We start from the raw sequence: 21546 nt of genomic DNA, 5'->3' as shown, positions 1-21546 counted from the left end.
GCGGGATCAACTCACAGGGCTCTGAAGTTCGTAATAGGGGTTGTACAGCACCTTCTGACCATCACGTTCGGCCATCCGGCCGCGCACCTTGATGGTTCGCCCGGGTTCGATCCCGGGGATCCGGCGGCGTCCGAGCCAGATTAGCGTCACACCCTGTGTGCCGTCGAACAGCTCGGCCTGCAGGGTCGCCGCCTCGTTGGTCGGGCAGAGCTCCACGCTGCGGAGTCTCCCGAGCACCGTCACCTCTTGACCCGACCGGCAGTCGCAGGCGCGCTGCGCTCCGCCGGCCTCGGATTCTTCGGACAGATCGTCGGCGTCGAGATCCTCGACGTCGCTGGTCAGCTTGCGGACCAGCCGGCTGAAGTAGCCGCCGTCTTTGGCGGACATAACGGTGCTCCTGTGCTCCGGGGCCCCCGACTTGAACGGCCCGTGCGTAATCCAGCGTAACTGTGCTCGGACCAGGACAACGGGTTTGGGAGAAGATCGCAACGTGACCTCCGCTATTCCGCCTACGACGGCAGTAGTACTCCCCGGCACCGGGTCCGACGAAGTGTTCGCGCGCGCCGTGTTCGGCGGTCCGCTGCGGGCGCTCGGCATCCGGTTGATCGCCCCGCCGCCGCCTCCCGGCGAGAGGCTCGCTGAGGGCTATCTCGCTGAGCTCGACAGGCTGGCCGACGAGCACGGTCCGCTGCTCGTGGGCGGCATCTCGTTCGGCGCGCACCTGTCGGCGGAGTGGGCGGCGCGGAATCCGGGCCGCTGCACCGGCCTGCTGGCCGCTCTCCCGGCCTGGAACGGCCCGGCCGGACGAGCACCCGCGTCGCTCGCCGCGCGCCTGTCAGCGGATCTGGTGGCCGAAAACGGGGTCGACGGCGCCCTGGCGAAATCCTCCGACGGCGTCCCGGAGTGGCTCGCGGCGGAGCTCGGCCGCGCGTGGCGGAGGCACGGTGACGGCTTGGCGGCGAGCCTCCGGACGGCGGCGGGCCATCCCGCGCCGTCGCTCGACGACCTCGAAGGTCTCGACGTGCCCGCGGGGATCGGCGCGTGCGTGGACGATCCGATCCATCCGGCGGAGATCGCCCGCGCCTGGGCGGACGCCCTGCCACGCGCCGAGGTCGGCGAGTCGACGCTCACCGCCCTCGGCGCGGACCGGGAATCCCTGGGCCGGGCGACCGTCCTGGCCTGGCTGAAAGCCCGCTAGCCCTGCTGCTCGGCGATGTGCTGCGCGACGGCGTCGGGCAGCGTGATGGTCAGCGGGGTGCGGACCGGCATCGGCGCGTCACCGCGGTCGACGATGGTGTGCCGCACGATCTCCCGCAGCACGGCGGGCGCCTGCGACGCCTGCGACTGCGGCCCGGCGATGACGCCGCGGAGCATCCAGCGCGGGCCGTCGACCCCGACGAACCGCAGCGCGACGTCGCCGACGATCGCGGACAGCTCCAGCCCCCACTCCCCCATGCCGACCGAGACCTTGGCGCCGTCGGCTCGCAGCTGCTCGGTGAGCTCGGTGCTGACGTCCTTCCACAGGCCGCCGGACCGGGGCGCCGCGTAGCCGCTGACGGTGATCTGGCCCTGCTCGGTGACGACGTGCACCGCGCGGACACCGCCGCTCTCCGGGTCCATTTCGACCTGGACCTGGGAACCGTCGGGCACCGGCACCTTCACCGAACCGAGGTCGATCCGCGGGATGCCGTCCTCGGGCGCGTCGGCGAGGTCGAAGGGGCCGTCGGAGGTCTCCGACAGCTGCGGCTCGATCTCCTCGTCGGCGTCGTCGGCGATGGGACGCTCGTCGACCTCGGGCGCGGCGTGCCGTCCGGTCGGCTTCGCGCGCTTGCGTCCGAAAATCCCCACTAGTTCTCCGTTCCTTCCCTGGCTCCGGCTCCCAGTGTGGCGTGTCCACCTGTGGAGCCATACCCTCCCTCGCCGCGCTCGGACGGATCGAGCTCGGCGACCTCGACGAACTCGGCCTGTTCGACCCGTTGCACGACCAGCTGCGCGATCCGGTCGCCGCGGGTGAGCACGACCTTCTCGGAGAGATCATGGTTGATCAGGCAGACGCGGATCTCACCGCGGTACCCGGAGTCGATCGTGCCCGGGGTGTTGACGACCGAGAGGCCGACGCGGGCGGCGAGCCCCGAGCGCGGGTGGACGAAGCCCGCGTAGCCGGGCGGCAGCGCGATCGCGACGCCCGTGCCGACCACGCCGCGTTCACCGGGCGCGAGCACGAGATCCGAGGTGGTGACGAGGTCGGCGCCCGCGTCGCCGGGGCGCGCGTAGGCGGGAAGGGGGACCGAAGGATCGATCCGGGAAAGCAGTACCTGAACGGTGGACACGGGCGGCGAGACTACCCTGAAGAGGTGGTTGAAAGTGTGAGCGCGGCCGAAGGCGGCGACGTCAAGCATTCAGAGCGGCTCTATGTCCCGTGGTGGGGCTGGCCGTTGCCGCTGCTGGGCGGCGGGCTGCTGGCGGCGGAGATCGACATGGGCTACCCCGGGCTCCGCGGCTGGCTGCCCTACGTGGTGCTGATCCCCGCGGTGATCGCGCTGATGGTCTCACTCGGCCGGTCTCGCGTCCGGGTGACCGGCGGCGCCGAGCCGGAGCTGTGGCTGCGCGACGCGCATCTGCCGCTCGAGTTCGTCGGCGACGTCGACGTCATCGACAAGGAAGCGAAGCGCAAGGCGCTCGGCCGCGACGCGGATCCGGCGGCGTTCGTGCTGCACCGGGGCTGGGTCGGGCCGGTCGTGCGCGTCTGGCTCACCGACCCCGACGACCCGACGCCGTACTGGCTGTTCAGCACCCGGCACCCGGAGAAGGTGGCCGCGCTGCTGCGCCATCCCGTCTCGAAGCCCCAGGCATAGGAAAGGGGGCCGACCACCCGGTCGGCCCCCTTTGTTCCTGTTTCAGTCCCCGAAGCCCCTGTCGCGCCGTCCCCTGTGCCCGTAGGCTCAGGCGCAGTCGCGGCAGATGAGCCGTCCGCCACTCTCCTCGGCCAGCCTGCTGCGGTGGTGCACCAGGAAGCAGACGGAGCAGGTGAACTCGTCGGCCTGCTTGGGCACGACCTTGACGGTCAGGTCCTCACCGGAAAGTCCGGAGAGGTCCGCGCCCGGCAGCTCGAAGTTCTCGGCGGTCGCGTCTTCGTCGACGTCCACGACGCCGGACTGGTTTTCGTTACGCCTTGCCTTCAGCTCTTCCAACGAGTCTTCGGCCAGCTCGTCGGCTTCGCTGCGGCGCGGAGCGTCGTAGTCGGTCGCCATTGATCCCTCACCCCTGCGATGCTTTCGATGTCGATTGGCCCGGACCCGCGAGCGCGCGGCTCGTGAGTCCTTCGTGCCGCTGGTTAACGTCCCAGCGCCCCTGTTTGTGCCCGGCTGGGCAGTGAGCGAGGTCTCTCTTTTGCGCCTCTTACTGCCGCCTGAGCCCGCGAAGGGTAGCTCACGCTGATACCGGCTCTGCAACGAGTCAGACATTGCCGCGATTACGTCACCCAACAGGGGGAAGCCTGCTGTCAAGACGCTTGTCGTCCGAATGGGTTGCCCCCGCGTCGGGTACCTCACCCCTTGGGCCCGGTCGCTTGCCCGGAGTGGCCAAGGCGTGGTGCTATCCGGAGGCCCGCGCCGATCACCTCCGCCGCAACGCATAGGCTGATCGGACACGATGGTGAGATGAAGCACCGTCCGGGGATCCGGGCTTTGGGGAAGGGACTGGCAGGTGGCGTCGGGGAACGGCATCGGGGACCGCGGGGCGAGGCCGTATCGCAAGCGCAAGCCGCTGCCCGCGCTCATCGTCATCGGGGTGATGGCCTTGGGCGCGGTCATCGTCTGGGTGAACGTCGTCGCGAGCAGGTCCGACATCGACGCCAGGGTCCGCTGCGATCCGCCGCCCGTCCCCCAGGAAGGTGTCACCTACACGCCGATGGCGCACAACGGTCTCGACGACCGCGCGCCGGTGCCGCCGGACAAGGTCGCCGTCCAGGTGCTCAACGGATCCCAGGTCCGCGGCCAGGGCGGCATCGTCACCAGCACGCTGAAGGAACTCGGCTTCGCCCAGATCGTCGAACCGGACGTCGATCCGGCCTACGAGAAGGCCGAAGCCAAGTGCCGCGGCCAGATCCGCTTCGGTGAGAACGGCGCCGCCGCGGCCCGCACGCTGAGCCTGGTGGTCCCGTGCGCCGAACTGGTCAAGGACAACCGCAAGGACGCCTCGGTCACGTTCACCACCGGCACCCTGCTCGGCGACATCCGCCCGAAGGCGGAGGCGCGCCAGGTGCTCGACCAGCTCGCGAAGTGGTCGAAGGCGCAGCAGGGCAGTGGCGGCGGTGAGCAGTCCGCGGGCGGCGGTGCCCCGGTGATCGACCAGGCACTGCTGAAGGCCGCCCGCGAAACCCCCTGCTGACCCGCTCTCTCAAGCGCTATGAACGGTCCGTTCCTTGCAAATTTTGCAAGGAACGGACCGTTCATAGCATTCAGATCGTGCCCACGCCCGAGTCGATCAGCGCCTGGCGCAACGGAGCCGCGATCGACGGCGCCACCGCGAACGTCGCGTCCGGCCCCAGTTCCGCGTCCTCGCCGGGCAGCGACACCTGGGCACCCGCCTCGGCGGCGATGAGCGCGCCGGCGGCCCAGTCCCACTGTCCGAGGCCGTGCTCGACGTAGGCGTCCAGCCAGCCCGCCGCGACGGCGCACAGATCGAGCGAGGCCGCCCCGTTGCGCCGGACGTCCCGCACCCGGGTCGCCAGTTCGGCGACGAACCGCGCCTGCTTCGTCCGCCGTTCGACCTTGTAGGCGAATCCGGTGCCGACGAGCGTCAGGTCCAGCCGGGAAGGGGCGTTGACGGACAACGGCCGACCGTCGAGGAACGCGCCCTGCCCCCGCGCGGCGGTCCAGCGGCGCCCGCTGACCGGTTCGACGACGGCGCCCGCCACCGACACCCCGCCGACCTGCGCGGCCACCGACACGGCGAACCACGGCAGCCCGTAGAGGAAGTTCACCGTCCCGTCGATCGGGTCGACCACCCAGGTCACCCCGTCCCCGGCGATCCCGCCGCCCTCCTCGCCGAGCACGGCGTCGTCCGGGCGGAGCTCGGCGAGCCGGGCGCGCACCAGCCGTTCCGACTCGTGGTCCACCGCGGTCACCACGTCGGTGTCGGCGGATTTGGTGTCCACGCGCACCTCGCGGCCCGCGTTCATCCCGGTCCAGGCCTCGCGGACCAGTTCGGCGGCCTCGCCCGCGACACGCTCGGCGACACCCTTCAGCAACGTCTCGTCAACTCCCACGTCCGCCATGTCACCACATCCGGTTAAAGTCTCCGAGGCAGGCTTCTGAATCGTGCGAGAAGGGACCACGTCCGTGGTGGAGGCGACCCGAGGTTTCGGTATCGACATCGGCGGCAGCGGGATCAAGGGCGCGCTGGTGGACTTGGCGCGGGGACAGCTGATCGGCGACCGGATCCGCATCGACACGCCGAAGCCGTCGACCCCGGAGGCGGTGGCGGACGTCGTCGCCGAGATCACCGGCCAGGCGGGCTGGGACGGCCCGGTGGGTGTCACGCTGCCCGCCGTGGTCAAGAAGGGGGTCGCGCACACCGCGGCCAACATCGACCGCAAGTGGATCGGCACCGACGCCGACGCCCTCTTCGCCAAGCGCCTCGGCCGCGGCGTGGACGACATCGCGATGCTCAACGACGCGGACGCCGCCGGCATGGCCGAGATCCGCTGGGGCGACCCGGCCGCGCGGCGCGGCGTGACGGCGCTGCTGACCTTCGGCACCGGCATCGGCAGCGCGGTCTTCCAGGATGGGAAGCTCGTGCCCAACACCGAGTTCGGCCACATCGAGGTCGACGGCTTCGACGCGGAGAAGAAGGCCGCGGCGTCGGTGAAGGACAACGAGGAGCTCTCGTATCCCGAATGGGCGGAACGGGTGAACAGGTATCTCTCCGTGCTGGAAAACCTGATCTGGCCGGATCTGTTCATCGTCGGCGGCGGGGTCAGCAAGAAGTCGCACAAATGGGTCCCGCTGCTCGACATCCGCACACCGGTGATCGTCGCGTCGTTGCAGAACAACGCGGGCATCGTCGGCGCGGCAGCCGCCGCCGCGGAGGGGATCGAGCACTGACGCGCGCACGCTGACATCCGCGCCTCGGATGTCACTTCGGCGGGTCGCACGGCGTGTCGCGCCCGCCGGGTGGTGGTCCGCGCCGCGACGCTGTCACGTATCGTCGTTACAATGGAACACGGCCCACGGCGGCGGCACCCAGGAGAACAAGGGAAACCGCAGGCCGAGGGGTGTTCCCCGAAGTTTGAGGCAGCCGAGACCATCACGCCTCGGCTCGTCATGATCGACCGCTGCGAAAGGGCGTAAGTGGCAGCCGCAAGAACCGCAACCCGAAGCGGGACGAAGACAGCGACCGCAGCCGGCGAGCCGGCCGACGAGGCAGCCACCGACGCGGCGAAGCCCGCGGCGCGCAAGACCGCCGCCAAGGCGGCCGGCGCGAAGAAGGCCCCGGCGAAGAAGGCTCCGGCCAAGAAACCCACCACCAAGGGTGCCAAGACAGAAGACGGCGACCCGGAAGACGGTCCCGGCGACCTCGACGAGGCCGACCTCGAGACCCCGGATCTGTCCGACCTCGAAGAGGTCGAGGTGGACGTCGTCGACGCTTCCGTCACCGAGGAGACGGAAGAGGACGCGGAGTCCGACGAGGACGTCGAAGAGACGCCCGCCCGCGGGCGCCGCACCTCGACCGACAAGAACGCCGGAAAGACCTCCGACAACCCGGACTTCGTCTGGGACGAGGAGGAGTCCGAGGCGCTGCGCCAGGCTCGCAAGGACGCCGAGCTCACCGCTTCGGCCGACTCGGTCCGCGCGTACCTCAAGCAGATCGGCAAGGTCGCCCTGCTGAACGCCGAGGAGGAGGTGGAGCTCGCCAAGCGCATCGAGGCCGGGCTCTACGCCGCCGAGCGCGTCCGCAACGCCGAGGAGGAAGGCGAGAAGCTCGTCACCCAGATGCGGCGCGACCTCAAGTGGATCGTGCGCGACGGTGAGCGGGCGAAGAACCACCTCCTGGAGGCGAACCTCCGGCTCGTGGTCTCGCTGGCCAAGCGTTACACCGGCCGCGGCATGGCGTTCCTGGACCTGATCCAGGAGGGCAACCTCGGTCTGATCCGCGCGGTCGAGAAGTTCGACTACACCAAGGGCTACAAGTTCTCCACGTACGCCACCTGGTGGATCCGTCAGGCGATCACCCGCGCGATGGCCGACCAGGCCCGCACCATCCGTATCCCGGTGCACATGGTCGAGGTCATCAACAAGCTCGGCCGCATACAGCGTGAACTGCTGCAGGACCTCGGTCGCGAGCCCACCCCCGAAGAGCTCGCGAAGGAAATGGACATCTCCCCGGAGAAGGTCCTCGAGATCCAGCAGTACGCCCGCGAGCCGATCTCGCTCGACCAGACCATCGGCGACGAGGGCGACTCGCAGCTCGGTGACTTCATCGAGGACTCCGAGGCCGTCGTCGCGGTCGACGCGGTGTCGTTCACGTTGCTGCAGGACCAGCTCCAGTCGGTGCTGCAGACGCTGTCCGAACGTGAGGCGGGTGTGGTGCGGCTGCGGTTCGGCCTCACCGACGGCCAGCCGCGCACGCTCGACGAGATCGGCCAGGTGTACGGGGTGACCCGTGAACGCATCCGGCAGATCGAGTCGAAGACGATGTCGAAGCTGCGCCACCCGTCGCGTTCGCAGGTCCTGCGCGACTACCTGGACTGAGCCCAGGGTTCACGGAAGACCCCGTCACCGTTTCGGTGGCGGGGTTTTTCGCGTCCGGTGTCGAATCGGAGCCCGCCCGTTCGACGCGTGGGTATGACGAACCCTCACGCCACCAAGAACCTCGACCGCTACGGATCCGCGGAACTCCCCTGGAGCCGCGCGCGGGACGTCCTCGCCGAGGACACCCCGACCGCCGACCTGACCTTCTTCGTGACCACCGTGCGTCCCGACGGGCGGCCGCATTCCGCGGGCGTCGGCGCCGTCTGGGTGGACGACGCCCTGTACTTCAAAGGCGGGCCGGGCACGCGCCGGTCCCGCAACCTGGCCGCGAACCCGGCGTGCGCCGTTTCGGTGCGGTTGCGGGGAATCGACCTCACGCTGGAGGGCGAGGCCCACCGCGTCACCGACCCGGCGACGCTGGAACGCGTGGCGGCGGTCTACCGGACGGGCGGCTGGCCCGCGACGGTGGAGGGCGACACGCTCACGGCCCCCTTCAGCGCACCGAGCGCGGGACCGCCGCCCTGGTATCTGTACCGCCTCACCCTGCGGCGGGCGATCGGCGTGGCGAGCGCCGAACCCCATGGCGCCACCCGCTGGGACTTCGCCCCGTGATCTCGTGAGTGGTAAGGACGGTTAGAACCGTCCTTACCACTCACGACCTCCCCGTCAGGGTGGTCCACGGGACGTGCACGGTCACCCGTTCCCGCAGCTGCTCGTTCATCAGCCACAGCTCCCCGGTCGCCGGCCAGTACGACAGGTTCTGCGAGTTCACCGGCGCGCGGCCGCTCAGCCGCGACGTCGAGGTGCCGCCGACCCCGCCGTGCAGGCACGAAGGATGGTCGCCCGCCACCCCGGCGTACTCGGGGCAAACACCGGTCAGCACGAAATACCCGTTGCGCGCCACCGCTCCCTGCATGCCCCACACCGGCGACACGAAACCCTCCTTCGCGTGCACGGTGCCGTCGGCGGACACCTTGGGCAGGCCGGTCGCGCGGTCGAACGGCCACCGCAGCACCCGGCCGCCCGCCGCGTTCGGGATGTGCTCCGCGGTCACGATCGAGCCGTCGCCGTGGTCGAACGACATCGTCGCGAGACACGGCCGCGTCCCGGGCGCGTTGGTGCAGGCGCCGCCTCCCGGATACCAGTACGCGCCGATCTGCGGCATCGCGTAGTCGTAGAACGCCGCGTGGTACTTGCCGTCCGGGCCCTTCCCGACGACGCCGGAGCTGTCGTCGACCTTCCAGAAGTGCGTGGTGTCGAAGACCCGCACCACTCCCCCGGTGGTCGCGACGAACAGCCGGTTCCCGATCCAGGTCATGCCGTGCCCGTGTCCTCGCACGACGGCGAAGTTGTCGTCCGACGTCGGTTCGACGAGCAGCACGTGCCGGTAGCCCAGTCCGTCCGCGTCCACAAAGGACAGCCGGACCATGGTGTCGCCGGGGGTGTGCCAGGACGTCGCGACGACCCGTTTGCCGCCGACCTTCCCGGTCGCCGCGTCCGCGTCGCCGGAACCGGTCAGTCCCTGCGGGATCCAGTCGTTGGTCTTGTCGTCGTTCGCGTCTTCCCAGCAGAATCCGGCCGGTTTCAGCGCCGTCGCGAGATACGTGGCGTGGCACAGCGGCCGTGCCTTCCGGTTCGCCGACGACAGGATCTCCGGCAGCCCGCGAGCCGGGAGGTGCTTCTCCAGCGCGGCGATCCGGGCGCCGTAGGTGCCGAACGTCGAACCCGACGTCCAGCGGAAGCCGTCGACCGTGGCGGCGGCCATCTTCGGGAACGCGGCCGCGGCCGACGCGACCCCGGGGATGAGCCCGAACACCAGCAGGAGCGCGGCGAGAAGTCCCAGCCTCTTCATACCCGCGAGCCTCCCGGCCGCGCGCATACTTTCGATACAAATCCCGTCAGGACACCGAAAGCCCGCGCTCGGCCAGGGATTCCTCGATCCGCAGCCGTTCGATCTCCCGCTCGAAACCCTCCGGCAGGGTGTCCAGCCGGTGGTCGACCTCGACCTCCCGGCAGGCTTGGACGAGCAGCGCGTCGTACGCCTGCCTGGTGCCGTACCGGCGGACGGCGGAAGCACCGGACGGAAGCTCCGCCAGCAGGCGGTGCACCCGGCGCAGATCGGCGGCGAGTTTCTCGATGGGCGGGCCCGCCGGGATCTCGGGTTCACGGCGGCGGCGCCACCGGCGCACCACCGCGGGGACCTTCAGCGCGCACCAGAAAAGAACCGAAGGCGCCACGGCGACAACGGCGTACAGCGCGACAGGCCCGATGGCCACGACTCGATGGTAATCCCGCGCGGAGCGCCGGAGAACCCGCGAATCCGGGCTATATTCGCGACTGTGCTGACCGAGAGCTACCGCTACCCGGACACCGGCGACCACGTCACCGGCGCCTTCATCCGACGGCACGAACCCTACGACGGCTACTGGACCGCCAGTGAGGACCGCGCGCTCGGCAAGGTCGCCGAAGAGCTCACCGCGATCCTCGGCCCGCGCGAAGAAGTCAAGGCGCTCGACGCCGGCTGCGGAGAAGGCCGCCTCCTCCCCTGGCTCGCGCGGTTCTCCGCCGTCGTCACCGCCGCGGACCCGGACCCGGACAGGCTGGCCAAGGCGCGCGGAACCGCCGTCGCGGACACCGATTTCTCCTTCACGGTCTCGCCGATCACCGGACTGGACGGCGGCCCGTACGACCTCGTGCTGTGCAGTCACGTCATCCAGCACGTGCCGACACCGGACGTCGGACCGATCCTGCGCCGGCTGGCCGGGGTCACCGCGCCCGGCGGCGTCCTGGTGCTGGCCTACAGCCGGTCACCGATCGGGCGGGGCGCGTTCAGCCTCGACAGCGTCGAAGCGGGCACCGGAGTCCGCTCCCGCCGCGTTTCGCGCGAAGAGTTCGACAAAGCGCTGCATGACGGAGGCCCGGCGCTCCCGGTTCGCCACCTCGATCCCGAGGAGGTCGCCGCCGACGCGGCCGAGGCGGGCTGGCGCACCGAGTGGGAATGGACGTACCACGTGCTCGACGATCTCGGCCCGGCCGACGAGCACATCGACCGCGACGAACTGGTCAACGCCTCCGGCCCCCTGCGCCGCCATCTCGGCCGGGACCTGATCACCCTGCTGCGCCGCGGATGACCGCGCTGCTCCTCACCTTCGCGTGGGCGGTCCCGCTGTCGGAGCGGGAGGCCGGGAAGGTGCTGGACGGCGGCCGGGACCGAGGGCTGCTGGCCCACCTCGACGGAAAACTCGGCGAGGAGTGGACGGCGGCGGAGAACTTCCTGGCCAGTTACACGCGACCGCCGCGAAGACGGGTCCTGCGCAAACGCAGGATGTCGATCCGTGTCGGCGCGGCCGGCCTGCCGTGCGAGCTCGTGGTCACCTGGCATCCCGCCTATCACGCGATGACGCTGGTCCTCGCCACCACGATCACCGGCGCGGCGGACGGCCCCGCGGCCGAGTTCGATCTCGCCATCGCCGTCCTGCAAAGCCTTCAGGGCCGGGAGACGACGAACGGGGAGAACGGGCTGCACGGCGGCTACGGCGAGAAGACGTTCCCCTCGCTGCTCAAGACCGTCACGCATATCTTCGAGGATCTGACCAGGGGCTGCGGCCTCACCGAGGGGCTCGGCCGCAAGGGCTGGTGTGTCGAGCTGCGGTCCCACGACGGGCATCCGCCCGCCCAGCGGGTCGCCGCCGATCCCCGGCCGTACTACGGGCTGGCGACCAGCGACGAGGGCTGGCGGTTCGTGCCCCGTGAGGTCGCGAGGGACGCGCTCGGCCCGTCGTGGGGCACGCGCTCGTTCGTCGCCGCCTACACGATGGCGGGCGGGATCGTGTGCCTCAACAGCAAGGACTCCGACTACGTCGAGCACCAGGACGAGCTGATGCGCGGCCCGTTCGGCGCCGCCGAACCGTACTTCGGCATCGACAGCGAGATCGGCGGGCTCGACCACGGGATGCTCTTCATCCTCGAACGCGTCCTGATCCGGATGGCGCTCGCCGACCAGTGGCTGGCGTCGATGAAGAAGTCCGGGAGCCGCACCCGGCTGCTGCGCGGCTCGCTCGACGACATCCTCGAGATGCTGCATTCGGTACTGCCGCCCGAGATCGATTCGCTGGAGCGCCGGCTGGTCACCAGCATGGGCGTGGAGCGGATCATCGCCCAGCTCGACCGCCAGGCCGAGGCGATGGACGAGGAGACCCGGTACGCCTACGAGAACACGGTGAGCTCGCGGGTCACGCGGCTCACCGTGGTCACCGTCGTCCTGACGGTCGTCACCATCGTCCTCGGCGTCCTCCAGGTGGTGGTCTCACTCTGACCGGCGGCGCTGTTTGCGGGCCCGCTCGCCGAACAGCAGCCCCACGCCCCCGGCCACCATCAGCGCGCTCGCCACCACGTGCATCCCCGGCGGGAGCAGATGGAGCTGCACGAACCAGCTCGGGTCGTCGCTGCCGAGCAGCCGGTTGATCAGCCCGCCCCCGCCCTGCACCAGCAGGACGATTCCCAGTAGTTCGATCATCGTCGAGCCCCTTCCTTGACCCTCTCGTCCTTGAGGGAGAGTTCCTGCCACAGCGGCCCGGTGGCGAACCAGATGGCCGTCACGACCCCCAGCCTCGGCAGCCAGCCCCACAACGGGTCGACCTGCTCGGTGTCGCCGACCATGAAGATCAGCAGGAGCAGCACGCCCGCGGCCAGCCCGCAGGCCAGCACGCATTTGAACCAGTCACGCCATTCGGCGCGCAGCTTTTCCCGGCCCCTCGGCTTGGGCGGCGGTGGCGGCCCGCCCGCGAACCGGTGGGCGAACCGGACGTCGGCCCACTTGATCATCGAATGCCCGAAAACGACGCTGAAGCCCAGGTACACCGCGGCGAGGCCGTGCACGAAGTTCGCCGTGGCGCCGTTGCGCAGGTCGATGACCGTCGCGACCAGCACGACGAGGTCGATCACCGGGGTCAGGAGCAGCAGCACGACACTGGTCCGCTTCAGCTTCAGCGGATAGCGGGCCACGAGGCCGGCGACGATGGCGACCCAGAAACCGATCTCCCCGCCGGCGACCACGGCCGCCATCGGGTTTTCCGCGATGAAGTCCCAGATCTTGTTCACGCGGTAAGCCTCGCCCACCGCGCCGGTCCCCCGCGTCGGCGTACGGCACGAGATCGCCGTCATCAGTTAGTAGGACCCCGTGGCCCGTCCCGGTGTGCTGGGATGGGGCGGTGCCCACGTTCGTCCCGCGCCTGAACCACCTCGCCGAATGGAAACAGGACCTCGTCATCGCCTTCGGCACCTGGGTCCTCGGCGTGCTGGTCTACGTGAGCGGGATGCAGGTGCTGCTGGCGGGCCCCGACGACACGCCACTGTGGATCCGGCTGAGCGAGCTGACCGTGCTGTGCGGGCTGGAGATGCTGCGCCGCAAGGTCCCGCTGGCGCTGATCTGCGCGCTGGGCGTGCTCGCCGTGGACGTCACGTTCGGCCCGTCGCTCCCGATCCTCATCGTCTTCACCGATTTCCTGTACGCGACGACGCTCTACGGCTCGCGGCGCACCAGCAGGCTGATGATCGGCGTCGCCGCGATCGGCACCATCGGGGTGGTCTGCCTGGCGCTCCTCTTCTCCGCGCAGTGGCGCACCGCGATCCTCGCCGCGTTCGCCCTCCTGCCGTTCCTGGTCACCCCGGTGTGGTGGGCGGCCAACGTGCGTCAGCAGCGGGACATCGCCGACAGCGAGCGGGCGAACGCGGTCCAGCTGGCCACGATCGGCGAACTGGACCGGAAGGCCGCCGTCGCGGGGGAACGCTCGAAGATGGCGCGGGATCTGCACGACGTGATCGCCGGGCATCTCTCGGCGATCGCGATCCAGTCCGAGGCCGCGCTGTCGATGGCCACCGCCGACCCGAAGCTGTCGAGGAAGGTCCTGGAATCGGTGCGGGAGAACAGTGTGAGCGCGCTGGACGAGATGCGCGCGATGATCGGGCTGCTGCGCGCGGATCCCGCCACCGGGGACGCCGAGATCGAACCGACCGCGCCCGCCCGGCTGGCCGAACTGTCCAAACTGGTCGAATCCGCGCGCGCGAGCGGGCTGGAGGTCGAGATCGGTTCCAGCCCCGGCCAAGCCGCCCACCTGCCCGCCGCGGTCGATCTGACCGCGTACCGGATCGCGCAGGAGGCGCTCACCAACGCGGCCAAACACGCCGCGGGTGGCCGGGCCGTGCTCGACATCCGCGCCGACGGAGGCATACTCACCGTCGAAGTGCGCAACGATCTTCGTCCCGGCTCCGGCTCGGCTGACGACGGCGGGACCGGACTCGGCCTGCTGAACATGCGGGAACGCGCCGCCGCGGTGGGCGGCACCCTCGCCGCCGGGCCGTCCGGCGGCGGCTGGCTGGTCCGTGCCGAACTGCCTCTGGAGGGGTCTTGAGCGACGGGAACATCAAGGTGCTGGTCGCCGACGACCACGGCGCCATCCGCGCCGGGTTGATGATGATCCTCGGCAACGCCGAGGGGATCGAGGTGGTCGGCGAAGCGGCGGACGGCGCCACCGCCGTCCGCCAGGCGAAGGCGCTGAAACCGGACGTCGTGCTGATGGACGTGCGCATGCCCGGCGTCGACGGCATCGCGGCCACGCGGGAGCTGACCGCGGAGGGGTTGTGCGAGGTCCTCGTGCTGACGACCTTCGACCTCGACGAGTACGTCCACGCCGCGCTCCGGGCGGGCGCGGCCGGGTTCCTGCTGAAGTCGGTCGAGGCGTCGCGGCTGATCGAGGCGGTGAAACTGGTCGCGGCGGGCGAAGGAGTGCTCGCCCCGCAGGTCACGCGGAAGCTGATCGCCGCCTTCGCCGCCGGGACCCGTGAGCCTTCGCTGGTCCCCGACGGGCTCGAAGACCTCACCGAACGCGAGCGCGAAGTGCTGGCGTGCCTGGGCGGCGGCCTGTCCAACGCGCAGATCGGGACCCGGCTGCACATCGGCGAGACCACGGTGAAGACCCACGTCTCCCGGGTGCTGACGAAGCTGGAGCTGCGGTCGCGGGTGCAGGCGGCGATCCTCGCGCAGGAGAACGGTGTCGTGCTGGACGGGTGAGTTCCCACCGATCTGCGAGGTGGCCGGGGATCTTCTAGCGTGACCCTTCATGCGGCGAACTCTGGACGTGGACGAGGTCCTGAAACGGCAGGATTCGGGTGAGCTGAAACGCCGCCTGCGCGGGCGCGACCTCATCGGGTTCGGGGTCGGCATCATCATCGGCACCGGGATCTTCACCCTCGCCGGTGTCGAGGCGAAGACCCACGCGGGCCCGTCGGTCACGTTGTCGTTCGTGCTCGGCGCCGTCGTGGCCGGGATGGCCGCCCTCTGTTACGCCGAACTCGCCTCCAGCGTGCCGACGGCGGGAAGCGCCTACACCTACGCCTTCGCCACCCTCGGCGAGACCTTCGCCTGGATCATCGGCTGGGATCTGCTGCTCGAGTTCGCCCTCGGCGCGGCCGTCGTGTCCCGCGGCTGGTCCGGCTATCTCGCGAACCTGATGGGGCTCTCCCCCGAGTGGTTCGGCGAAGACGCGAAGGTGAACATAGGCGCGGTCGCGATCATCGCCGTGCTGACCGTGATCGCCGTCCTCGGGATCAAGGAATCGGCACGGGTGACGAATCTGCTCGTGCTGGTCAAGGTCGCGGTCTGCGTGCTGATCCTCGCGGTCGGCGTGTTCTACGTCCGTGGGGAGAACCTCACCCCATTCATCCCGGCCGCGCAGCCGCCGACCGAGACCGCCGGGGCACTGCACCAGCCGATCGTGCAAGCCGTGCTCGGGCTCGAACAGTCCGTCTACGGGATCGCCGGGATGGTGACGGCCGCCGCCGTGGTCTTCTTCGCCTACACCGGTTTCGAGGCGCTCGCCAACCTCGGCGAGGAGACCGTGAACCCGAAACGCGATCTGCGGGTCGGCATCCTCGGCGCGCTCGGGGTCTGCGCGCTGCTCTACATCGGGGTCTCGCTGGTGCTGACCGGGATGGTGCCGTTCACCGAGATCGACACGGGCGCCCCGCTCGCCGACGCCTTCGACCGCGTCGGGCAGCACTGGGTGGGCGCGCTCATCTCGCTCGGCGCGGTCACCGGGCTGACGTCGGTGATGATGGTGGAACTGGTGACGATCGGCCGGATCGGGTTCGCGATGGGCCGCGACGGGCTGCTGCCGAAGAGGTTCGGCACGGCGCATCCGCGCTGGGGCACCCCGCACCGGATGACCATCGCCGGCGCGGTGCTGATCGCGGCGCTGGCGGCGTTCGTGCCGATCTCCGAACTCGCCGACATGGTCAGCATCGGCGCGTTGTCGGCGATGATCATCGTCGCGGTGGCCGTCCCGGTGCTGCGGAAACGCCGCCCGGACCTGGAACGGCCGTTCACCGTGCCGTTTTCGCCTTATCTGCCCATCGTGGCCGCGCTGGCGTGCTTCTACCTGATGCTGAACCTGGACGTGATGACGTGGCTGCGCTTCGCCGCGTGGCTGGGGCTCGGCATGCTGATCTATCTCTTCTACGGCCGCAAGCATTCCCGGTTCGCGAAGGACGATCTCAGCTCCACAGACCGGCCGTCGTGATCGCGGCGACGGCGGCCTCGGCGTCGCCGTGGTCGACCACGACCAGCATCCGCTGGACCGCCGCGGCCACCCACTCCACCGGCTGGTCGTGCAAACCGTTGTCCCCCAAGGACGGGTAACCGTCCATAATGGACACCAGGGTGCCCTCGGCGCCGATCCGCATCCCGGCGGCCAGCACGTGATGCGCGGCGGGCGGGCGCCAGCGGGAGGACCACAGCGGCGGGATCCCCGTGTCGAGGTAGTCGAGCAACGCCCGCGCCGGGGTGTCGTGCGCGCCGAATTCGCCCGCGTCGACCTCCGCGATCAACGCGACCCGCGGCAGCCGCCACAGCGCGGCCAGGAGCATGAACAACGAGTGCGGCGCCCAGTTCCCGCTGGCGGACACGGCGGCGAGCCGTCCGTCCGACAGTGTCCCGATCGCGCGGGACAGTCCTTCGGTCGTGGTGCCGGAAAGCGCCGCGACCTCGTCCTGGCCCGCGACGTCGAATCCCGCCGCGCGCAGGGCGGCCAGCGCCGTGAACGGCCCGGCGAGCCCGTCCTTCTGCGGGAGTTCGGCCCGCGCGACGGCGACGAGGTGCTCGCCGCCGGGCAGCCAGCGCCGCCCGGACAGGCCCGTCCGGTCGCCGTCGATTCCGGAGGACATCAGTCTTCGAACGTCCACGACTGCATGATGAACGGCCCGTCGTTCGAGGCGCCGGCCGAGGTGTAGGTCGCCAGCGCGGCCTGGTTGTCCGTCTCGACCCCGACCCACATCCCCCGGCAGCCACGCTCCCGCGCGATCCCGGCCAGCGCGTCGACCAGGTCGCGGCCGATGCCGCGCCGCTGGTAGTCCGGGCTGACGTCGAGTTCGTTGAGGAACATCTCGGTGCCCTTGTCCGGATGCGTCACCTCGGTACCGGTGATCATCCCCGCGGGTTCGCCGTCCTCGTAGGCGATCAGGAGATGGTTCTCCACCCCCGCCAGGAACTTCTCGGACGCCTCCCGTTGGGCGGGCCCGTCGAACAGGTGCTGAGCGGCGACGACCTCCTCGACGGTGACCGCCCGCCGGATCTCGGCCACATGTCCTCCCCGTGCTCGCAGCGCCACAGACTGGCAGTATCCCGCTCAGAGGGGCGCCGAGTCATCACGTTTCCCCGGCGACCGCAGCGCGACCCCGGCGACGACGGCCAGGGTGCCGAGGGCCTCGGGCAGGGTCGGGATCTGGCGGAGCCACAGGAAGCCGACCAGCCCCGCCGTGACCGGCAGCAACGCGAGCAGCAGCGCGAACCGCGCCTGGCCGGCCTTGCGGAGGACGACTTGGTCGAGCGCGTACGGCACGACGGTCGAGAGCACGCCCACCCCGATGCCGAGCAGCAGCAAACGTGGCGAACCCCACACCGCGCCGGTGCCGAGCGCCAGCGGCGAGAGCACCACCGTGCCGACCGCGAACCCGACGGCCAGCCCGTCGATCCCGTTCCCGCCGACCGCGACCCGCTTCCCGAGGAGGATGTACCCGGCCCAGGCGGCCGCCGCGCCGAGCGCGAACAGCACGCCGAGCAGGCTGCCTTCGAGCCGCACGTCCGCGATGGCGACCACCCCGGCCACCACCAGCAGCAGCGCGAAGACGTCACGCCGCGTACGCGAACCGAACGCGGCCACCACCACGGGCCCAGCGAACTCGAGGGCGACCGCGGTGCCCAGCGGCAGCCGCGCGATCGCCTCGTAGAAGAGGACGTTCATCCCGGCGGTGACGACGCCGAAGGCACCCGCTAGCAGGAACGCGCGCCCGGTCCACGCCGAGCGAGGTGGCCTGCGCCACGCGAGGAGGACCAACGCCGCCCCGAGGCAGCGGAGCCACGCCACCCCCGCGGGGGAGGCGACCGAAAAGAGACCTACGGCGACGGCCGCACCGGCGTACATCGAAATTCCGCTGAGAACGAACAAGACCGGCGACGGCACGCTCGCGACACGGTTCCGGACGGCTGCGATTCCCACCCTCGCATGGTGCCTGACGTGGGAAAAGCCGGTTCGACGGGGAGTCATCTCCCACGTTGCGTGATTACGCTACGGCATCCGAGGTAATTACCAGTGACAAATGAGACACCCGCACGGGAACACTTGCGGGTCGCCAAACGTCTGGAAGAGTGGAAGCACGAACACGGCGGGGCCGGGAACGAACGTTGCCGGCATCAGTGCCGAAGTGGTCGTAGCTGGATCGATGGCACCGGGCCACCGGTGCCGGGACGGAGGGAGACTCCAATGACTTCACCGACGCTCACCCGCCCCGAACTGACCGCTGCCGACCGATGCGACCGGTGTGGAGCTGCAGCCCAGGTTCGAGCCATTCTCAGCACCGGTGGCGAGTTGCTCTTCTGTGGTCACCACGCCCGCGCACACGAGACGAAGCTCAAGGAAATGTCCGCGGACATTCAGCGGTAACCCACCAGTCCACGACCACCGGCGGCCGGCTACTCCCTCGGGAGAGAGCCGGCCGCCCTGTTTTTCGTCTTCAAAAACATACATGCAGAATGTATGTTGGTTCGCATGACGACCTGCGACCTCCTCGGCGAGGCACACGTGGTGGATCTCGGCGACGCCCGCATCCGCTACCGCGACCGCGGCGAAGGCCCTCCCGTGGTCTTCGTGCACGGACTGCTGACCAACGGTCTGCTCTGGCGCAAGGTGGCCCCGGCGGTCGCCGACGCCGGCTTCCGCTGCCTGACGCCGGACTGGCCGCTGGGTTCGCACGAGATCCCGGTCCCGGACGCCGAGCTGAGCCCGCCCGGGGTCGCCGCGCTCATCGCGCGGTTTCTCGAAGTGCTGGACCTGACCGACGTCACCGTGGTCGCGAACGACACCGGCGGCGCGCTCACGCAACTGCTCATGATCACGAACCCGGAGCGGGTGGGCCGGGTCGTGCTGACCCCGTCGGACTCCTTCGACCGCTTCCTGCCGCCGTTGTTCGCGGGGCTGAGCCCGCTGGCGCGGATCCCCGGCGGCGTCGGGCTGATGACCGCGGCGCTGCGCTGGCGGTGGCTCCTGAAGACGACGGACTTCCTCTGGCTGGCCAAGCACCCGGTCCCGGACCACATCCTCGACGCGTACCTGCTGCCCAGCCGCCGGAGCGCGGAGATCCGCGACGATCTGCGCCGGTTCACGGCGAGCGTCGACAACCGGTACACCCTGACCGCCGCCGAGCGGCTGCCCGCGTTCACGAAGCCCGTGCTGCTGGCCTGGGCACCGGAAGACCGGCACTTCCCGCTGTGGCTGGGCCGCAAGCTCGCCCGGGTCCTGCCGAACGCCGATTTGAAGACGATCGAGGACTCCTACGCCTTCGTGCCGGAGGACCAGCCGGAGCGGCTGAGCGGCATGATGGTGGAATTCCTGCGTGCCCACGCCACGACGTAGCCAGACCGAACGCTCGCAGTCGACGCAGACCGCGTTGATCACGGCGGCGCGGACGCTGTTCGCCGAGCAGGGTTACGCCGCCGTGCCCGCGGACGAGATCGTCCGGGCGGCAGGCGTCACCCGCGGCGCGCTGTATCACCACTTCGGGGACAAACAGGGGCTGTTCCGGGCGGTGATCGAGCAGATCGAAACCGAGATCACCGAGGAGCTGAAGACCGTCCTGCGCGCCACGGACGATCCATGGGCAGGAGCGCTCGGCGTGCTGGGCCGGTTCCTGGACCTGTGCCTGCGGCCCGAGGTGGTGCGGATCGCGCTCACCGACGCGGTCTCCGTGCTCGGCTGGCAGGAATGGCGCGAGCTGGAGGCCCGGTACGGGCTGGGCCTGATCACGGAGATCCTGGAGTCCGCCGCCGCGGACGGGCTGCTGATCGACGCGCCCATCCCGGAGCTGGCGCAACTGGTGCTGAGCGCCTGCGCCGAGTCGGCGCTGATGATCGCGCACGCCGACGACCCCGCCGCCGCGAAGGAGAAGTCCCTCGCCGCCCTGGTGTCCCTGCTCTCCGGCCTCGTGAAAGAACGCGTTTAGTCCTCTAGTTGCGGTCCTTGCATGTGCAACTACCGCAACTAGAGGACTAAACGCGAGCTAGACGGTGTCCAGAATCATCTCGAACGCCGCCTCGGCCGCCCCCAGCAGCTTCACGTCCGCCCCGAGCGCGGAACTCACGATCTGCGTCCCGCCGACGGCCCGGCTGACCAGGCTCCGCCGCCGGACCTCGGCCGCCACCGACTTCACGACCGAATCGGGCAGCACGGTGAGCAGGTCGCCCAGCACGACCAGCTGCGGGCCGAGCAGGTTGACCACGTTCACCAGGCCCAGCGTCAGCCATTCCGCGAACTCCGAGAGCCGTTCCCCGGCCGCGTGCGGATCCCGGCCCAGCTCGCGCAGCTCGAACAGGATCGCCCCGCGCGGGGTGTCCTCGGGCAGGTCGAGGGCGCGGCACAGCGCCGCCTCGCCGACCTCGGTCTCCCAGCAGCCGCTGGACCCGCAGTAGCAGGGCCGGCCGCCGGGCCGGATCGCCATGTGCCCGATCTCGCCGACGTAACCCGCCCCGCCGCGCAGCGACGAGCCGTCCGCGATGATCCCGCCCCCGACACCGACGTCGGCGGAGACGTACACGGCGTCCGACGAGCCCCGCGCGGCGCCGCGCAGGTGTTCGGCGATGGCCCCGAGTTCGGCGTCGTTGCCGACCAGGACGGGAATGCGCAGCACACCGCCGAGCCGTTCCCCCAGCGCCACGTCGGTCCAGCGCAGGTTGGGCGCTTCGTGGACGTGCCCGTCGGCCCGGCGGACGACGCCGGGTACGGACACCCCCGCGGCGATCGGCTGTACGCCGAGGTCGCCCGCCAGCACGGTGGTCGACTCGATCACGTGCGTGATCACTTCGTCGGCCTCCCGCGTCCGGCCGTGGAGGTTCCAGCTGTTGCGCCCGAGGATCTGGCCGCCGAACCCGACCAGCGCGATCGCCACGTGTTCGACCTGGAGATCGACCGCGAGCACCACCGCCGCGTGCGGCTGCGGCAGGACCAGGAGCGAGGGGCGGCCCGCCCCTCGTCCCGGCCTCGGGACCCGCTCCTCGACGACACCCGCTTCCGCGAGGCCGTCGACGAGGGTCTTGATGGTGCTGCGGTTGAGCCCCAGCTCGGTGGCGAGGGTCGCCCTGGTGCTCGGGCCGCTGACGTGCAGCAACCGGAGCAAGGTCGTGCGGTTGTGCCTGCGCACCTCGTCTGGTCGTGCAACGGGTGTGCTGGTCACGGACTTCATCATTCCA

The 21546-nt window shown here is 70.3% G+C and carries 27 protein-coding genes; 14 read left to right on the top strand and 13 right to left on the bottom strand.

Annotation, left to right across the window (positions count from 1 at the left end; all coding sequences use genetic code 11):
- Window positions 1-6 precede the first annotated feature (6 nt).
- On the bottom strand, window positions 7-387 hold the full coding sequence (locus ACOCEP_RS24160; protein WP_192745386.1) for an OB-fold nucleic acid binding domain-containing protein: 381 nt from the start codon (window positions 385-387) through the stop codon (window positions 7-9).
- 103 nt (window positions 388-490) lie between these two features.
- On the opposite strand from ACOCEP_RS24160, the gene ACOCEP_RS24155 reads away from it, so the two are divergent.
- A complete protein-coding gene (locus ACOCEP_RS24155; protein WP_482331258.1) occupies window positions 491-1198 on the top strand; it encodes an alpha/beta fold hydrolase in 708 nt (235 codons plus the stop codon).
- Here ACOCEP_RS24155 and ACOCEP_RS24150 read toward each other — a convergent pair.
- Together ACOCEP_RS24150 and dut are read right to left on the bottom strand one after the other, a co-directional pair.
- Window positions 1195-1848, bottom strand: a complete 654-nt coding sequence (locus ACOCEP_RS24150; protein WP_482331257.1) for a DUF3710 domain-containing protein — start codon at window positions 1846-1848, stop codon at window positions 1195-1197. The genes ACOCEP_RS24155 and ACOCEP_RS24150 overlap by 4 nt on opposite strands.
- Window positions 1848-2330 carry a dUTP diphosphatase gene (gene dut / locus ACOCEP_RS24145; RefSeq protein ID WP_482331256.1) on the bottom strand — a complete coding sequence of 161 codons (483 nt, stop codon included), beginning with the start codon at window positions 2328-2330 and terminating at the stop codon, window positions 1848-1850. Before dut ends, ACOCEP_RS24150 begins: the two co-directional genes overlap by 1 nt.
- A 24-nt stretch (window positions 2331-2354) precedes the next feature.
- Here dut and ACOCEP_RS24140 point away from each other — a divergent pair, with 24 nt between their 5' ends.
- Window positions 2355-2855, top strand: coding sequence for a DUF3093 domain-containing protein (locus tag ACOCEP_RS24140; RefSeq protein WP_482331255.1), 501 nt, complete (start codon window positions 2355-2357; stop codon window positions 2853-2855).
- A gap of 87 nt (window positions 2856-2942) precedes the next feature.
- Here the strand turns inward: ACOCEP_RS24140 and ACOCEP_RS24135 are convergent, their stop codons facing one another.
- Window positions 2943-3251 carry a DUF4193 domain-containing protein gene (locus ACOCEP_RS24135; protein WP_005164528.1) on the bottom strand — a complete coding sequence of 103 codons (309 nt, stop codon included), beginning with the start codon at window positions 3249-3251 and terminating at the stop codon, window positions 2943-2945.
- Window positions 3252-3705: 454 nt separating this feature from the next.
- On the opposite strand from ACOCEP_RS24135, the gene cei reads away from it, so the two are divergent.
- Window positions 3706-4389 carry an envelope integrity protein Cei gene (cei, locus tag ACOCEP_RS24130; RefSeq protein WP_482331254.1) on the top strand — a complete coding sequence of 228 codons (684 nt, stop codon included), beginning with the start codon at window positions 3706-3708 and terminating at the stop codon, window positions 4387-4389.
- A 70-nt stretch (window positions 4390-4459) separates the two neighbouring features.
- Here the strand turns inward: cei and ACOCEP_RS24125 are convergent, their stop codons facing one another.
- Window positions 4460-5278: an inositol monophosphatase family protein gene (locus tag ACOCEP_RS24125; protein WP_482331253.1), complete on the bottom strand. Its 819-nt coding sequence runs from the start codon at window positions 5276-5278 to the stop codon at window positions 4460-4462.
- A 67-nt stretch (window positions 5279-5345) separates the two neighbouring features.
- Here ACOCEP_RS24125 and ppgK point away from each other — a divergent pair, with 67 nt between their 5' ends.
- From ppgK to ACOCEP_RS24110, 3 genes are all read left to right on the top strand, one after another.
- Window positions 5346-6107, top strand: a complete 762-nt coding sequence (gene ppgK, locus ACOCEP_RS24120; protein WP_482339809.1) for a polyphosphate--glucose phosphotransferase — start codon at window positions 5346-5348, stop codon at window positions 6105-6107.
- 246 nt (window positions 6108-6353) lie between these two features.
- Entirely contained in the window at window positions 6354-7754 is a 1401-nt protein-coding gene (locus tag ACOCEP_RS24115) for an RNA polymerase sigma factor (RefSeq protein WP_482331252.1), read from the top strand.
- A gap of 93 nt (window positions 7755-7847) precedes the next feature.
- Window positions 7848-8366 (top strand): pyridoxamine 5'-phosphate oxidase family protein, encoded by a 519-nt coding sequence (locus ACOCEP_RS24110; protein WP_482331251.1) that lies wholly within the window; start codon window positions 7848-7850, stop codon window positions 8364-8366.
- A 40-nt stretch (window positions 8367-8406) separates the two neighbouring features.
- Here the strand turns inward: ACOCEP_RS24110 and ACOCEP_RS24105 are convergent, their stop codons facing one another.
- Both ACOCEP_RS24105 and ACOCEP_RS24100 read right to left on the bottom strand, forming a co-directional pair.
- On the bottom strand, window positions 8407-9606 hold the full coding sequence (locus ACOCEP_RS24105; protein ID WP_482331250.1) for a hypothetical protein: 1200 nt from the start codon (window positions 9604-9606) through the stop codon (window positions 8407-8409).
- 46 nt (window positions 9607-9652) lie between these two features.
- Window positions 9653-10030, bottom strand: a complete 378-nt coding sequence (locus tag ACOCEP_RS24100; protein ID WP_482331249.1) for a hypothetical protein — start codon at window positions 10028-10030, stop codon at window positions 9653-9655.
- 63 nt (window positions 10031-10093) lie between these two features.
- Between ACOCEP_RS24100 and ACOCEP_RS24095 the strand changes: the two genes are divergently transcribed.
- Both ACOCEP_RS24095 and ACOCEP_RS24090 read left to right on the top strand, forming a co-directional pair.
- Window positions 10094-10885 carry a class I SAM-dependent methyltransferase gene (locus ACOCEP_RS24095; RefSeq protein ID WP_482331248.1) on the top strand — a complete coding sequence of 264 codons (792 nt, stop codon included), beginning with the start codon at window positions 10094-10096 and terminating at the stop codon, window positions 10883-10885.
- The gene (locus tag ACOCEP_RS24090; RefSeq protein WP_482331247.1) at window positions 10882-12069 is read left to right on the top strand and encodes a hypothetical protein; all 1188 of its coding nucleotides are present in this window, start codon (window positions 10882-10884) and stop codon (window positions 12067-12069) included. Before ACOCEP_RS24095 ends, ACOCEP_RS24090 begins: the two co-directional genes overlap by 4 nt.
- On the opposite strand, the gene ACOCEP_RS24085 is transcribed toward ACOCEP_RS24090, so the two are convergent.
- Both ACOCEP_RS24085 and ACOCEP_RS24080 read right to left on the bottom strand, forming a co-directional pair.
- Window positions 12061-12270, bottom strand: a complete 210-nt coding sequence (locus ACOCEP_RS24085) for a hypothetical protein (protein WP_482331246.1) — start codon at window positions 12268-12270, stop codon at window positions 12061-12063. The two genes, ACOCEP_RS24090 and ACOCEP_RS24085, sit on opposite strands and share 9 nt — an antisense overlap.
- Window positions 12267-12854 carry a hypothetical protein gene (locus ACOCEP_RS24080; protein ID WP_482331245.1) on the bottom strand — a complete coding sequence of 196 codons (588 nt, stop codon included), beginning with the start codon at window positions 12852-12854 and terminating at the stop codon, window positions 12267-12269. The genes ACOCEP_RS24085 and ACOCEP_RS24080 overlap by 4 nt, the downstream gene beginning before the upstream one ends.
- A 110-nt stretch (window positions 12855-12964) precedes the next feature.
- On the opposite strand from ACOCEP_RS24080, the gene ACOCEP_RS24075 reads away from it, so the two are divergent.
- From ACOCEP_RS24075 to ACOCEP_RS24065, 3 genes are all read left to right on the top strand, one after another.
- The gene (locus ACOCEP_RS24075) at window positions 12965-14164 is read left to right on the top strand and encodes a sensor histidine kinase (protein WP_482331244.1); all 1200 of its coding nucleotides are present in this window, start codon (window positions 12965-12967) and stop codon (window positions 14162-14164) included.
- Window positions 14161-14823 carry a response regulator gene (locus tag ACOCEP_RS24070; protein ID WP_482331243.1) on the top strand — a complete coding sequence of 221 codons (663 nt, stop codon included), beginning with the start codon at window positions 14161-14163 and terminating at the stop codon, window positions 14821-14823. Before ACOCEP_RS24075 ends, ACOCEP_RS24070 begins: the two co-directional genes overlap by 4 nt.
- Before the next feature lie 67 nt (window positions 14824-14890).
- The gene (locus ACOCEP_RS24065; protein ID WP_482339808.1) at window positions 14891-16330 is read left to right on the top strand and encodes an APC family permease; all 1440 of its coding nucleotides are present in this window, start codon (window positions 14891-14893) and stop codon (window positions 16328-16330) included.
- On the opposite strand, the gene ACOCEP_RS24060 is transcribed toward ACOCEP_RS24065, so the two are convergent.
- From ACOCEP_RS24060 to ACOCEP_RS24050, 3 genes are read right to left on the bottom strand one after another with little or no spacing between them, the layout of a single operon-like run.
- On the bottom strand, window positions 16305-16973 hold the full coding sequence (locus tag ACOCEP_RS24060) for a DUF6885 family protein (protein ID WP_482339807.1): 669 nt from the start codon (window positions 16971-16973) through the stop codon (window positions 16305-16307). The genes ACOCEP_RS24065 and ACOCEP_RS24060 overlap by 26 nt on opposite strands.
- Window positions 16973-17389, bottom strand: a complete 417-nt coding sequence (locus tag ACOCEP_RS24055) for a GNAT family N-acetyltransferase (protein WP_482331242.1) — start codon at window positions 17387-17389, stop codon at window positions 16973-16975. Before ACOCEP_RS24055 ends, ACOCEP_RS24060 begins: the two co-directional genes overlap by 1 nt.
- A 45-nt stretch (window positions 17390-17434) precedes the next feature.
- Window positions 17435-18229, bottom strand: a complete 795-nt coding sequence (locus tag ACOCEP_RS24050) for an EamA family transporter (RefSeq protein WP_482339806.1) — start codon at window positions 18227-18229, stop codon at window positions 17435-17437.
- Window positions 18230-18568: 339 nt separating this feature from the next.
- Between ACOCEP_RS24050 and ACOCEP_RS24045 the strand changes: the two genes are divergently transcribed.
- The 3 genes from ACOCEP_RS24045 to ACOCEP_RS24035 all read left to right on the top strand — a co-directional run bounded on the left by ACOCEP_RS24045 (window position 18569) and on the right by ACOCEP_RS24035 (window position 20303).
- Window positions 18569-18748, top strand: a complete 180-nt coding sequence (locus ACOCEP_RS24045) for a DUF7455 domain-containing protein (RefSeq protein WP_016332937.1) — start codon at window positions 18569-18571, stop codon at window positions 18746-18748.
- Between the two features lie 105 nt (window positions 18749-18853).
- Complete coding sequence (locus tag ACOCEP_RS24040; RefSeq protein WP_482331241.1) at window positions 18854-19717, top strand: alpha/beta fold hydrolase; 864 nt, start codon at window positions 18854-18856, stop codon at window positions 19715-19717.
- Window positions 19698-20303 carry a TetR/AcrR family transcriptional regulator gene (locus ACOCEP_RS24035; protein ID WP_482331240.1) on the top strand — a complete coding sequence of 202 codons (606 nt, stop codon included), beginning with the start codon at window positions 19698-19700 and terminating at the stop codon, window positions 20301-20303. Before ACOCEP_RS24040 ends, ACOCEP_RS24035 begins: the two co-directional genes overlap by 20 nt.
- A gap of 57 nt (window positions 20304-20360) precedes the next feature.
- Here the strand turns inward: ACOCEP_RS24035 and ACOCEP_RS24030 are convergent, their stop codons facing one another.
- A complete protein-coding gene (locus ACOCEP_RS24030) occupies window positions 20361-21542 on the bottom strand; it encodes an ROK family protein (RefSeq protein ID WP_482331239.1) in 1182 nt (393 codons plus the stop codon).
- Between the last annotated feature and the right edge of the window lie 4 nt (window positions 21543-21546).

Source organism: Amycolatopsis sp. CA-211722, assembly GCF_056828465.1.
The sequence above is the reverse complement of the archived record's forward strand: the minus strand, read 5'-3'. Positions and strand labels throughout refer to the sequence as shown.

What these genes read in the sequence shown, in the direction of transcription:
- ACOCEP_RS24160 (WP_192745386.1), bottom strand. Translation starts at nt 387, where the DNA reads ATGTCCGCCAAAGACGGCGGCTACTTCAGCCGGCTGGTCCGCAAGCTG.
- ACOCEP_RS24135 (WP_005164528.1), bottom strand. Translation starts at nt 3,251, where the DNA reads ATGGCGACCGACTACGACGCTCCGCGCCGCAGCGAAGCCGACGAGCTG.
- ACOCEP_RS24125 (WP_482331253.1), bottom strand. Translation starts at nt 5,278, where the DNA reads ATGGCGGACGTGGGAGTTGACGAGACGTTGCTGAAGGGTGTCGCCGAG.
- ACOCEP_RS24110 (WP_482331251.1), top strand. Translation starts at nt 7,848, where the DNA reads ATGACGAACCCTCACGCCACCAAGAACCTCGACCGCTACGGATCCGCG.
- ACOCEP_RS24105 (WP_482331250.1), bottom strand. Translation starts at nt 9,606, where the DNA reads ATGAAGAGGCTGGGACTTCTCGCCGCGCTCCTGCTGGTGTTCGGGCTC.
- ACOCEP_RS24090 (WP_482331247.1), top strand. Translation starts at nt 10,882, where the DNA reads ATGACCGCGCTGCTCCTCACCTTCGCGTGGGCGGTCCCGCTGTCGGAG.
- ACOCEP_RS24085 (WP_482331246.1), bottom strand. Translation starts at nt 12,270, where the DNA reads ATGATCGAACTACTGGGAATCGTCCTGCTGGTGCAGGGCGGGGGCGGG.
- ACOCEP_RS24060 (WP_482339807.1), bottom strand. Translation starts at nt 16,973, where the DNA reads ATGTCCTCCGGAATCGACGGCGACCGGACGGGCCTGTCCGGGCGGCGC.
- ACOCEP_RS24050 (WP_482339806.1), bottom strand. Translation starts at nt 18,229, where the DNA reads ATGTACGCCGGTGCGGCCGTCGCCGTAGGTCTCTTTTCGGTCGCCTCC.
- ACOCEP_RS24045 (WP_016332937.1), top strand. Translation starts at nt 18,569, where the DNA reads ATGACTTCACCGACGCTCACCCGCCCCGAACTGACCGCTGCCGACCGA.
- ACOCEP_RS24040 (WP_482331241.1), top strand. Translation starts at nt 18,854, where the DNA reads ATGACGACCTGCGACCTCCTCGGCGAGGCACACGTGGTGGATCTCGGC.
- ACOCEP_RS24030 (WP_482331239.1), bottom strand. Translation starts at nt 21,542, where the DNA reads ATGATGAAGTCCGTGACCAGCACACCCGTTGCACGACCAGACGAGGTG.